At 65.4% G+C, this 12,846-nt stretch carries 8 protein-coding genes and 2 pseudogenes; 4 read left to right on the forward strand and 6 right to left on the reverse strand.

Going from position 1 to position 12,846, the window contains the following annotated elements:
- The 4 genes from EOA29_RS42205 to EOA29_RS10760 all read left to right on the forward strand — a co-directional run.
- Positions 1-198, forward strand: a 198-nt coding sequence (locus EOA29_RS42205; RefSeq protein ID WP_210213132.1) for a hypothetical protein, incomplete at its 5' end; no start/stop codon positions are given.
- Between the two features lie 31 nt (positions 199-229).
- Entirely contained in the window at positions 230-835 is a 606-nt protein-coding gene (locus EOA29_RS10750) for a TetR family transcriptional regulator (RefSeq protein WP_126095382.1), read from the forward strand.
- Positions 836-888: 53 nt separating this feature from the next.
- Positions 889-2,052, forward strand: coding sequence for an efflux RND transporter periplasmic adaptor subunit (locus tag EOA29_RS10755; RefSeq protein WP_126095381.1), 1,164 nt, complete (start codon positions 889-891; stop codon positions 2,050-2,052).
- Between the two features lie 247 nt (positions 2,053-2,299).
- Positions 2,300-5,449 carry an efflux RND transporter permease subunit gene (locus EOA29_RS10760; protein ID WP_126095380.1) on the forward strand — a complete coding sequence of 1,050 codons (3,150 nt, stop codon included), beginning with the start codon at positions 2,300-2,302 and terminating at the stop codon, positions 5,447-5,449.
- A gap of 156 nt (positions 5,450-5,605) precedes the next feature.
- On the opposite strand, the pseudogene EOA29_RS10765 reads toward EOA29_RS10760, so the two are convergent.
- The 6 genes and pseudogenes from EOA29_RS10765 to EOA29_RS10790 all read right to left on the reverse strand — a co-directional run.
- Positions 5,606-6,231, reverse strand: a pseudogene (locus EOA29_RS10765) (sarcosine oxidase subunit gamma family protein).
- Positions 6,224-9,241, reverse strand: a pseudogene (locus EOA29_RS43770) (sarcosine oxidase subunit alpha family protein). The pseudogenes EOA29_RS10765 and EOA29_RS43770 overlap by 8 nt, the downstream one beginning before the upstream one ends.
- Positions 9,242-9,443: 202 nt before the next feature.
- Positions 9,444-9,719 carry a sarcosine oxidase subunit delta gene (locus EOA29_RS10775; protein ID WP_127220884.1) on the reverse strand — a complete coding sequence of 92 codons (276 nt, stop codon included), beginning with the start codon at positions 9,717-9,719 and terminating at the stop codon, positions 9,444-9,446.
- Between the two features lie 10 nt (positions 9,720-9,729).
- Positions 9,730-10,983 (reverse strand): sarcosine oxidase subunit beta family protein, encoded by a 1,254-nt coding sequence (locus EOA29_RS10780; protein ID WP_127220885.1) that lies wholly within the window; start codon positions 10,981-10,983, stop codon positions 9,730-9,732.
- A 93-nt stretch (positions 10,984-11,076) separates the two neighbouring features.
- Positions 11,077-12,384, reverse strand: a complete 1,308-nt coding sequence (glnT, locus tag EOA29_RS10785; protein WP_126095375.1) for a type III glutamate--ammonia ligase — start codon at positions 12,382-12,384, stop codon at positions 11,077-11,079.
- A gap of 36 nt (positions 12,385-12,420) precedes the next feature.
- Positions 12,421-12,846: glutamate synthase-related protein (locus tag EOA29_RS10790; protein ID WP_189478863.1), on the reverse strand; the 426-nt coding region annotated here is incomplete at its 5' end.

The raw sequence follows: 12,846 nt of genomic DNA on the forward strand, positions 1-12,846 counted from the left end.
CCCCAGTTTCCTCCGCTGGCTCGCGACGTCATCCATCCTGAGGTCTGCGCCTCGCTTCGCTCCTTGCTTGGCCCTCAGATGGCGACGCTCGTGGTAGCCGGCCGCTCCTCACTGTCACCATCTGTCACCATTTTGTACGCGTACATCGATTCCGCGTTGACTCTTCGCTCCTTTCGATTTACGAGTGACGAAAATTGAAATTCGTCACTCGTTATTTGACAGAGAGCTAATGTCCGAAGCTGCCAACATCGTGGCCGACCCCGCCAGACAGGAGAATGTGACGCGCATTCTCGACTGCGCCGAGCGTCTGTTCAGGCACTATGGCTACGGCAAGACTAACGTCGCCGACATTGCCCGCGAGCTCGGCATGTCGCCGGCCAACATCTACCGCTTCTTCGCCTCGAAGGTCGAAATCCACCAGGCCGTCTGCGGCCGCATGCTCGGCGCCAGCTATGCGATGGCCTACGAGATTTCGCGCCTGCCGCTCAGCGCCGAGGAGCGGCTGCGCCGCTACGTGCATGCCCAGTACAAGATGACGCTCGAGGTCATGCTCGATGACCAGAAGGTGCATGAGATGGTCATCGTCGCGCTGGAGCGCGACTGGGGTGTTATCGACAAGCATGTCGACCGCATCCACGACCTGTTCGCCGAGGTGATCCGCGAGGGCATCGAGGCCGGTGAGTTCAGGAAGCAGGATCCGGTGATCGCCTCGCGCTGCTTCGGCGCCTCCACCGTCATCCTGTGCCATCCGCAGATGGTCGCGCAGTGCCTTGCCAAGACCAACCGGGCGATGCCCGACGACCTCATCGACTACGCAATCAGAGCCTTGAAATAGCCGCCGCCCGCCGGGTGTCGGTCGACGTTCATCTCCAGTTCGGGAGTGCTAAGGTGTCTTTGTCCAATTCCATCCTCCGCAAGCTGCCTGCCGCTGGCCTCCCAGTCGTCGGCATCATCGTCGCGGCACTTGGGCTTGCCGGCTGCACCCAGGAGAAGGCGGCGGTCGTCCAGGAAGTCGTCCGTCCGGTGAAGGTCGTCGAGATCGGTAAGGCCGAGACCACACGTCAGCTCGATTATTCCGGTTCGGTGCGCGCCCGCACCGAAATGAATCTCGGCTTCCGCATCGCCGGCAAGGTCACCGAGCGTCTGGTCGACATCGGCCAGCATGTGAACGAGGGCGACGTGCTTGCCCGCGTCGACTCGTCCGACTACGAGCTGTCGGTGAAGAGCGCCCAGGCGAGCCTCGATGCCGCCGAGCGCCAGGTCGAGACCGTCGATCTTGCCAAGAAGCGCGCCGAGCAGCTTTACGCCAAGAACTTCGCGCCGAAGTCGCAGCTCGATCAGGCGGCGCTGACCTACGATCAGGCGGTGGCAACGCGCGATGCCGCCCGTTCGACCCTGGCCCAGGCGCAGAACCAGGTCCACTACACCGATCTCAAGGCCAGCAAGGCTGGCATCGTCACCGCCATCTCGGCCGACATCGGCCAGGTGGTCGGCGCCGGCACGCCGGTGATGACGGTTGCCGTCGATGGCGAGAAGGAAGTGCTGATCGCGGTGCCCGAAATGGACATCGCCGGCTTCCGCCCGGGCAAGGAGGTCAAGGCGGGCTTCTGGTCGGACGATGCGCTCACGCTCGACGGCAAGGTCCGCGAGGTTGCCGGCAGCGCCGATCCGCAGTCGCGCACCTTCGCGGTCAGGGTTTCGCTCCCCAACGATCCGCGCGTGTTGCTCGGCATGACCGCGAACGTCGAGGCGACCGTCGGCAGCAAGGCTGAGCTGGTGTCGATCCCGCTGACCGCGATGGCCGAGAAGGACGGCAAGCAGATCGTCTGGACGGTCGACCGCGCGAGCGACACGGTCCATCCGCGCCCGATCAAGGTCGCCAACTTCACCGCTGACGGTGTCGCCGTGGCCGATGGCCTGAAGCAGGGCGACGTGGTGGTAGCCGCCGGCACGCAATTCATGACCGAGAACCTGAAGGTCAAGCTTTCCGGCGACGTCGCCCAGCAGTCCGCTTCGGCTGAGGAAGACGTCGCCACCAGTAGCCTGCGCTAGCGCGAGGCGTAACGAACGCCTTTCCCGCCTCGCTGCGCGAGCCGCGAGCCGGGGAGGGGCATGGGTTCCGGGCGGCGAACGCGCCCGATCGACGAGATGCCGGCTGTTGGTATCCCCCGCACCATGGCCGCGTCCAGCGCGATTGCGAGTCTCTCTCCGCTTGAGGTGCTCGCCGCCCGGAAGCCCACCGAGCAATTCATGAGTAATGGCAAGCGTGCCTTGCCGGCCAATTGGACTGGACTGCGCCATGACCACCGACAGCAGCACCGAAAAGCGGCCCTTCAACCTCTCGCGCTGGGCGATCGGACATCCGAGTATCGCCCGCTTCCTGTTCGGCCTGATCATCCTGGCCGGCGCGCTCGGCCTGATGCGCATGGGCCAGAAGGAAGACCCCGACTTCACCTTCCGCGTCATGGTGGTGCAGGCGGTCTGGCCCGGCGCCTCGATCCAGGACATGGAGGACCAGGTCGTCAACAAGATCGAGCGCAAGCTGCAGGAAACGCCGCATCTCGATTTCGTGCGCTCCTACACCCGCGCCGGCAGCGCCATCATCACCTTGCAGGTCAAGGGCGACACCAATGCGGAGGAGGTGAAGGACGCCTTCTACCAGGTGCGCAAGAAGGTCGGCGACATTGCCAACGAACTGCCGCAGGGCCTGCTCGGGCCGTACTTCAACGACGAGTTCGGCGACACCTTCATCACGCTGCATTCGATCAGCGGCGACGGCTTCACCTATCCGGAGCTGAAGAAGTTCGCCATCCAGGCGCGCGACATGCTCTTGACGACGCCGGGCGTCGAGAAGGCAGTCATCATCGGCGACCAGCCGGAGAAGATCTACATCGACGTCTCGTCCAAGGCGCTCGCCGAGCGCGGCCTGACCATTATCGATCTGCAGAACGCCGTGAAAGGCCAGAACGCCGTCGATCCGGCGGGCTCGGTCGATACCGGTCTGCGCTCCGTGCGCATCTCGGTCGAGGGCGACGTCACCAGGGCCGCCGACATCCGTGAGCTGAGACTCCGCGCCGGCAACCAGGTGACGCGTCTCGGCGATATCGCCACGGTCACCTCCGGCCTCGAGGATCCCTACCAGCGCAAATACCGCTTCAACGCCCACGACAGCGTCCAGGTCGGCGTCGTCATGGCCAAGGGCTTCAACGTCAGGGACGTGGGCAAGGATGTCGAGGCAACCTACAAGCGCTTCGAGGAAGGCCTGCCCTACGGCGTTGCGGTCGACCAGATCTCCGACCAGCCCGAGGTGGTCAAGGATGCCGTCAACGAGTTCATGGAGGCGCTCGGTGAAGCGCTGCTCATCGTTCTCGTGGTCTCGTTCTTGTCGATCGGCTGGCGCTCCGGCCTGGTGATCGCGATCGCCATCCCGCTGGTTTTAGCCGCCACCTTCGCCATCATGTACGAGATCGGCATCGACCTGCAGCGCATCTCGCTCGGCGCGCTGATCATCGCGCTTGGCCTATTGGTCGATGACGCCATGATCGTCGTCGAGATGATGGAGCGAAAGCTCGAGGAGGGGCTGGTCAAGATCGAGGCGGCAAGCTTCGCCTATACCTCGACCGCCTTCCCGATGCTCACCGGCACGCTGATCACCACCGCCGGCTTCATCCCGGTCGGCTTTGCCGCCTCCACCGCCGGCGAATATGTGCGCACGCTGTTTTACGTCGTCGGCATCGCGCTGGTCGTGTCTTGGTTCGTCGCGGTCTATTTCACGCCGTGGCTGGGCTATATGATCCTGAAGCAACGCAAGCACGCCGGCACCCATCATGATGTCTTCGACACGCGCTTCTATCGGCGCCTGCGCTCGACGGTCACCTGGGCCGTGCGCCATCGCATCATCGTCCTGGTGATGACGCTGGTCACCTTCGGTACCAGTCTCTGGGCCTTCCAGTTCATTCCGCAGAACTTCTTCCCGCAGTCCTCGCGTCCGGAGATCCTGGTCGATCTCTGGCTGCCGGAAGGCACCTCGATCAAGGAGGTCGAGAACCAGGCCAAGGCGCTGGAAGCCAGGATGATGGACGATCCTGACAAGCGCTTCATCGCCACTTATATCGGCGAGGGCGCGCCGCGCTTCTTCCTGCCGCTCGACCAGCAGCTCAGGAACCCGAACTTCGCCCAGCTCCTGGTGATGGCCAAGGACGAGCCGGCGCGCGAGCGGCTGATCGTCAAGCTGCGCGGCATCCTTGCCAAGGACTTCCCCTCGATCCGCGGCAAGGTCGACCGGCTGTTCCTCGGTCCGCCGACCGGCTGGCCGGTGCAGATGCGCATCATGGGTCCGGACCGCCAGGAGGTGCGTCGCATCGCCGACGAGGTGAAGGCGAGGTTCCAGGCGAACCCGCTGCTCGGCGCGGTGCATGACGACTGGCTGGAGCCGGTGCCGGCGATGAAGCTGGTGATCGACCAGGATCGCGCCCGTGCGCTCGGCGTCACCTCGCAGCGCATCCGCCAGATGCTGCAGGCCACCATGTCCGGCGCGCCGCTCGATGATTTCCGCGACGGCGAGGAGACGGTCTCGATCGTTGCCCGCGAGCCGGAGGCGACCCGCAAGCTGCTGTCCTCGGTCGACTCGGTCTACATCCCGACCGACTTCGGCGGCTCGGTGCCGCTGTCGCAGGTGGCCAAGGTCGTGCCCGTCATGGAGCAGGGCATCGAGTGGCGGCGCGACCGCCTGCCGACGATCACCGTGCGCGGCACGCTGCCGGATGGCGTGCAGTCGAACGACGTCGTCACCAAGATGTACAACGACATGAAGGATCTGCGCGCCGGCCTCGCGCCCGGTTACAAGATCGAGATCCAGGGCGGCGCGGAGGACTCGGCTGAAAGCCAGGCCTCGATCGCGGCCAAGGCGCCGATCATGCTCGCCATCATCGTCATATTGCTGATGGTCCAGCTCCAGCATTTCGGCAAGTCTATGCTGGTGCTGGCCACCGGTCCGCTGGGCATCATCGGCGCCGCCGCGGCGCTTCTGATCAGCGGCGCGCCGTTCGGCTTTGTCGCCATCCTCGGCGTCATCGCGCTGCTCGGCATCATCATGCGAAACTCGATCATCCTGGTCGATCAGATCGATCAGGACATCGCGGCCGGCATGGAGCGATCGGAAGCGATCGTCGGCGCCGCCGTGCGCCGCTTCCGGCCGATCATGCTGACGGCGCTGACTGCCGTGCTGGCGCTGATCCCGATCTCGCGCGCCGTCTTCTGGGGACCGCTCGCCTACGCCATGATGGGCGGCATCCTGGTCGCGACCGTGCTGACCATCCTAGTGCTGCCGGCCGGCTACGCCCTGTTCTTCGGCCGCGAGCCAAAGAAGGCCAAGACCGACGAGCAGGCCCCCGAGCCGGAACAGATCGAAGGCATCGAAAGACCGCAACTGGCGCTCGCTGCGGAATAGAGCATGATCCCGAAAAGTGCGTAGCGGTTTTCGGAAAAGATCATGCTGAAATGAGGAGACAGGTGGCAACCTCGGATCATCCGCCATCGGCGAAAGCCGGTGGCGGATGATCTGTATTTAGGGGGTAGCGGCGCGTGAAAGCCGGCTGGCTGGCCGTCAGCCGAGGTCTTGGGAATGGGCGATCGCGACGCCGTATTCAGCGGCCGCATCAAGCATGGTGTGCCAGAGGCTCTCGGCAAAGGTTGCGAAGATCAGCAGGTTGAACACGGCCTGGCCGTCGTCCCGGTCCTTGCCGCGCCAGAGCGTGACGCTGGTGTGATCCACCGACGTTGCCGCCGCCGCGCCGACCGGGAACGCGGCAGGATGCAAATCAATCGAAGACAGCTTGGCGAGCAGCGCGCGCGCCTTCTCGCCTGAAATGCTGATCAGTGCCCGCGCGTGCGATTGGTCGGAAAGGGAGGCCGATCCGGCAAAGACCGGGGCAAGCATCTCCATCGTGTGCTTCCCGCCTTTCGACAGCACGAGGAACTGATCCGGTCCGGACCAGATCAATGTTGCGTGGGCCGCGTCGACCGCCCTTGGCGTTTCCGGAGCCGCGACGCCGAAGTGGGCCTTCGCGGCCTTAGTCATCTCGCCCGTCCTGCCGCGCCGCGCCATCACCTGCACGAGGCCGAAATCGCGGATCTCGGTCAGCGACACGCCGGCTTCGCCCTGCGCGCCATAAGAGCTGGCGACAAGCGCGCGGTCGAGCGGGCTGCGGACATCCAGGAAAACTCAGCCACGCTGGCGCCCCCCATCCGGATCGTAGAAGACGGAATTGCAGAGCTCGACATCGTAGTCCTCGCCGCGCAGCGGATCGTGCGCGCGCACGATCTCGCCGATGCGCTCGCGGCCGCGCTCGACGAGCCCGAGCCCGATCCATTGATCAAGCATTGGCGAGAAGCAGACCGAGGTGACATAGCCCTGATCGTTGTCGGGTCCGGGGGTCTCGCCCTTCGGAATGATATGCGCGCCGAAGCGCAGGCGGCGCGCCTTGTCGGTCGGCTTGATGCCGACGACCACCTGCCGGTCCGGCGCGACCAGCGCCTCGCGGCCGGCCATGACGCGGCCGACAAAATCCTTCTTGGTCGACATCATCTTGCCGAGGCCGAGGTCGGCGGCCGTGGTGGTGCCGTTGAGCTCCGGCCCTGCGACATGCCCCTTTTCGATGCGCATCACGCCGAGTGCCTCGGTGCCGTAGGGTGTCACGCCGAAAGGCTTGCCGGCGATCATCAGGTTGCGCGCCAGCGCCTCGCCGTAGCGCGCCGGCACCGATATCTCGAACGCCATCTCGCCGGAGAAGGAGATGCGGAACAGCCGCGCCTTGATGCCGCCGCGCAACGCCACTTCGCGGGCGCCCATGAACGGAAAACCTTCGTTCGACAGGTCCTCGGATTCATCAACGATCTGTTTCAGCAACTCCCGCGCGCTCGGCCCGGCGATGGAGAACTGCGCCCACTGATCCGAAACGGAAGTTAGCTGCACGTCGAGTTCGGGGAACAGCACCTGGCGGCAGAATTCGAGGTGCTGCATCACCAGCCCCGCCTTGGCGGTGGTGGTGGTGAGGAAATAATGGTCCTCGGCCAGCCTCGCTGTCGGCAAGGCGCGCTACGGGCTGATGCTGCGCGAGGACGGCATCGTCTATGACGACGGCACCACCTCGCGCAGCATCAGCCCGTAGCGCGCCTTGCCGACAGCGAGGCTGGAGAAGGCGTTGATGTAGACGCGGTCCAGGAAGATGCCCGCGTCGGCGCCATGCACGTCGATCTTGCCGAGCGTCGAGACATCGCAGAAGCCGACGCCGCCGCGCACCGCCTTGACCTCGCGGGTCACCGATTCCAGCCAGTCCTTCTCGCCGGCGCGCGGATACCACTGCGCGCGCTTCCGAAGGCCGGTGTCGACGAACACGGCGCCCTGTTCAGCGGCCCAGTGGTGCGAGGGTGTCAGCCGCGTCGCATGGAAATTCTCGTCGCGATGGTGGCCGGCGAATGCGCCTATGGCGACCGGCGCGTAAGGCGGCCGGTAGATCGTCGTGCCGGTCTCGGGAATGGATTTGCCGCTTACCGCCGCCATGATGGCGAGGCCGGTGACGTTGGATGTCTTGCCCTGGTCGGTCGCCATGCCGAGCGTGGTGTAACGCTTCAGATGCTCGACCGATTCAAAGCCTTCGCGCTGGGCCAGCTCGACGTCGGACGCGGTGACGTCGTGCTGTTGGTCGACAAAGGCCTTGCCCTTGCCGGCGACATGCCAAAGCGGCGTCAGCGAAAAGGCCTCGTCGTCGGCGACGGGCATGGACCCGACATTGCCGCTTCGTCCGGCATCGCGCGCTGCGGCGGCGCCGGTCTCAAAACCCTCGCGCAGGCAGGTGCCCAGGCCGAAGGCGCCGTTGGCGGCGCCTGCCGCGGCCATGCCGGGCGGCGCGCCGTCCGGCACGAAGGCGGCGATGTCGTCGCGCCATTTCGGCCGGCCGCGATGGTAGGAGGTGAGGCCGACGGCCGGGTTCCAGCCGCCGGAAATCGCGAGCCCGTCGGCTTCGACTTCGGCGCGCGCGCCGCCGGTCAGCGAAATGGACATCTTGCGCACGCCGTCCTTGCCGCCGTCGACGGCGGAGACGGAGCCGTGCAGCACTGGGAAGCCGCCCTTGGAGGCAAGCGAGCGATGCGCCGGCGAGATCTCGGGCCGCGCATCGATCACGGCGGCGACCTGCAGTGCGGCGGCGATCGCCGTCTCCACCGTGCGCCAGCCATCCTCATTGTTGGTGAAGAGCGCGATGCGCCGCGCCGGCGTCGCCGCGTAGCGGGCGATGTAGCTGCGCATGGCGGACGCCATCATCACGCCCGGCGTGTCGTTGCCGGCAAAGACGATGGGACGTTCGATCGCGCCGGCAGCGACCACGCAGCGCTTGGCGACGATGCGCCACAGCCGCTGACGCACCTGATGCTCGGGCGGCACCGGCAGATGGTCGTTGACGCGTTCGACCGCGCCATAGGTGCCGCCGTCATAGACGCCGAACAGCGTGGTGCGCGCCATTATGCGGACATCCGGCATCGCCGCGAGCTCGCTCAGCGTGCGCGCAATCCACTCCGAGGCCGGCAATCCATCGATCGTGCCACCATCGGCCAGCAGGCGGCCGCCGAGGACAAAATCTTCCTCGCACAGGATGACGCGCGCGCCGCTGCGACCGGCAGCGAGAGCCGCCGCCAGGCCCGCCGGACCCGAGCCGGCGATCACCACGTCGCAATGCGCCCAGGCCTTGTCATAGTGATCCGGATCGGAAACGCCGGCGGCACGGCCGAGGCCGGCGGCGCGCCGGATCGCCGGCTCGTAGATCGCTTCCCAGAATTTTGCCGGCCACATGAAGGTCTTGTAGTAGAAGCCGGCGACGAAGATCGGCGCGAAGAGCTGGTTGACCGACATGACGTCGAAACGGAGCGACGGCCAGCGGTTCTGGCTGGCGGCTTCCAGGCCATCATAAAGCTCTGCCGTCGTCGCCTTGGTGTTCGGCTCACGCCTGGCGCCGCTGCGCAGCTCGACCAGCGCGTTGGGCTCTTCCGAACCTGCGGTCAGGATGCCGCGCGGGCGGTGATATTTGAACGAGCGGCCGACCAGCTTGACGCCGTTGGCGACCAGCGCGGAAGCCAGCGTATCGCCCTTGAAGCCGAAGAGAGTCTTGCCGTCGAAGCGGAAGCTGAGCGCGTCCGAGCGATCGATGAGGCCGCCGGACGGGAGGCGATTGGATTGGCTGGAAATCACGATGCCCGGCCTTCGATTGGTTCGACTTCATGGGAGACGTTTGCGCCGCCCCTTACCCTCCCCCTTGTGGAGAGGGTCGCTGCGAAACAGCGGGGCGGGGGGACGGCGCCGACCCCCACCCGGACCTGCGGTCCGACCTCCCCACAAGGGGGAGGTAGGGAGCTGGCGATCTTCGCCGCAGCACTGACTTCGACAGGAGAACTCATTTCGCAACCTGCCTAGCCCCAGCGCCCGCTGCCGGCGCTACGGCCGAAATCTCATGCGTCAGCGTGTTGCGGGTGACCTTCAGCCAGGCCCGGCAGCCGCCGCCATGGTACCAGTGCTCGCTCATCACGCCGGCGATGTTGTCGCGCAGGTAGACATAGTCGTAGACGGCGTCCTCGCCGGCACCGGCCGCCGGCCGTTCCGGCTTGGCGTCGCCGAGATAGGTGAACTCGCCGAGTTCGCGTTCGCCGCAGAAGGGACAGACTATCCGCATGACAGGGCCTTCAGTGCAGGTTCGGTGGGGCGCCCTGGCCCTTTTCGTCGATCATGGCGCCGCGCTGGAACCGGTCGAGGCGGAAGCTGGCGGCTTCCTTGTGCGGTACGTCGCGCGCGATGAGATGGGCAAAGACCAGGCCTGAGCCGGGCGTCGCCTTGAAGCCGCCATAGCACCAGCCGGCGTTGAGATAGAGGCCGTCGATCGGGCTCTTGTCGATGATCGGCGAGCCGTCCATCGACATATCCATGATGCCGCCCCACTGGCGCAGCAGCCGTATGCGGCCGATCATCGGGATCAGCGCCATGCCGCCTTCGCAGACATCCTCGACGACCGGCAGATTGCCGCGCTGGGCGTAGGAATTGTAGCCGTCGATGTCGCCGCCGAAGACCAGCCCGCCCTTGTCGGACTGGCTGACGTAGAAGTGCCCGGCGCCGAAGGTCATGACGTTGGGCAAGAGCGGCTTGATCGCTTCGGAGACGAAGGCCTGCAGCACATGGCTTTCGATCGGCAGGCGCAACCCGGCCATTGCCGCGACGCGAGACGAAGAGCCGGCAACCGCCATGCCGACCTTGCCGGCGCCGATCCGGCCGCGCGAGGTCTCGACGCCGGTCACTTTGCCGTTGACGTCGCGCACGAAGCCGGTGACCTCGCAGTTCTGGATGATGTCGACGCCGAGCTCGCTCGCAGCATGCGCATAGCCCCAGACCACGGCGTCGTGGCGCGCCGTGCCGCCGCGCCGCTGCAGCAGCCCGCCCTGGATCGGAAAGCGTGCATTCTCGAAATTGAGGAACGGCATCATCTTGCGGAGCGCCGCCTGGTCTAGCAGCTCCGCGTCGATGCCGTTGATGCGCATGGTGTTGCCGCGCCGGGCAAAGGCGTCGCGCTGGGCGTCGGAGTGATAGAGGTTGATCACGCCGCGCTGGCTGACCATCGCGTTGTAGTTGAGGTCCTGCTCCATCCGCTCCCACAGCTTCATAGAAAGCTCGTAGAAACCGGTGTTGCCGGGCAGGCCGTAATTGGAGCGGATGATGGTGGTGTTGCGGCCGGCATTGCCGGAGCCGATCCAGCCCTTCTCCAGCACAGCGACGTTGCGGATGCCGAACTCGCTGGCGAGGAACCAGGCCGTCGCCAGCCCATGACCGCCGCCGCCGATGATGACCACGTCGTAGCGATCCTTGGGCGCGGCGTCCCGCCAGGTGGGCTTCCAGTTCTTGTGGCCGGAGAGGGCGGCGCGGGCGAGCGAGAAGATCGAGCATTTCATAAAATCATTCCAAGGCCGCTCGCCTCACATCGGACCTTTCTTGACGCATCGGATTTGCCCGAAGACCGCTTCACACTTTTCGGTCCGATGCTTCTAGATATCCAGCGTGTGGTCGCGCTCCCACTGCGTGAAGTGCGAAGCATAGGAATTCCATTCCTGCTGCTTCAGCTTTAGATATGCCGACGAAAATTCCTCACCCAGCGCCGCCTTGAGCGATTTGTCGTTGTCGAATTCGCGCAACGCATCGAGCAGGTTGAGCGGCAGTTTCGGCGCATCCGTCACGGTATGGCCGAACTGGTACATGTCGATGTCGTAGCGCTTGCCGGGATCGGCCCTGGAGCGGATGCCGTCGAGGCCGGCGGCGACGATCACGGCCTGCAGCAGGTAGGGATTGGCCGCGCCGTCGGGCAGGCGCAGCTCGAAGCGGCCGGGACCGGGCACGCGCACCATATGGGTGCGGTTGTTTCCGGTCCAGGTCACCGTGTTCGGGGCCCAGGTCGCGCCCGAAATCGTGCGTGGCGCGTTGATGCGCTTGTAGGAGTTCACCGTCGGATTGGTGATCGCGGCAAGCGCCGAGGCATGCTTCATGATGCCGCCGAGGAAGTTCCTGCCCTTGGCGGAGAGCCCGAGCTCCTCCGAATTGTCGGCGAAGACATTGGTCTTGCCGGTCTCGTCCCACACCGAGATATGGGCGTGGCAACCATTGCCGGTCAGGCCCTGGAAGGGCTTGGGCATGAAAGTCGCGCGCAGGCCGTGCTTTTCCGCGACAGACTTGACCATGAACTTGAAGAAGGAGTGCTTGTCGGCGGTTGCCAGCGCGTCGTCGAAGGCCCAGTTCATCTCGAACTGGCCGTTGGCGTCCTCATGGTCGTTCTGATACGGGCCCCAGCCGAGCGCCAGCATGTGGTCGCAGATCTCGGCGATCACGTCGTAGCGGCGCATCACCGCCTGCTGGTCATAGCAGGGCTTGGACGCAGTGTCGTACTGGTCGGAGATGGCGCTGCCGTCCGGCGAGATCAGGAAGAACTCGGCCTCGATGCCGGTCTTGACATGCATGCCGTCTCGGGCGGCCTCGGTGATCAGCCGCTTCAGCGTGTTGCGCGGCGCCTGCTCGACCGACTTGTCGTCCATGATGCAGTTAGCGGCAACCCAGGCGACCTCGCGCTTCCATGGCAGTTGAATCACCGAATCCGGATCCGGCACAGCCAGCATGTCGGGATGCGCCGGCGTCAGGTCGAGCCACGTCGCGAAACCGGCGAATCCGGCACCGTCCTTCTGCATGTCGGCGATCGCCTGCGCCGGCACCAGCTTGGCGCGCTGCCCGCCGAACAGGTCGGTGTAGGAGATCATGAAATATTTGACGCCGTTCTCCTTGGCGAATGCGGCGAGATCGTTCCCCATTATAGTTCCTCGCTTACGTGATCTTGGAAGTCTGTCTTAGAAGCCGTTCTTTCCCGGTATCCAGTTGGTGCCGGCAAGCGGCACGCCGGCCATGGCAGCCGCTTCGATGGTAAGCGCGACGAGATCCTCGGGCTCGAGATTGTGCAGGCTGTTCTTGCCGCAGGCGCGCGCAATCGTCTGCGCCTCCAGCGTCATCACCTTGAGGTAATTCGCCAGTCGCCGTCCGGCAGCGATCGGGTCGATCCGCTTCATCAGCTCGGGGTCCTGGGTGGTGATGCCGGCCGGGTCGCGGCCTTCATGCCAGTCGTCATAGGCGCCGGCAGTGGTGCCGAGCGCGTTGTAATCCGCTTCCCAGCGCGGATCGTTGTCGCCGAGCGCGACCAGCGCCGCCGTGCCGATCGACACTGCGTCGACGCCAAGCGCCAGCGCCTTGGCGACGTCGGCGCCGTTGCGGATGCCGCC

Source organism: Mesorhizobium sp. M1E.F.Ca.ET.063.01.1.1 (assembly GCF_003998155.1).
Taxonomy (GTDB): Bacteria; Pseudomonadota; Alphaproteobacteria; order Rhizobiales; family Rhizobiaceae; genus Mesorhizobium.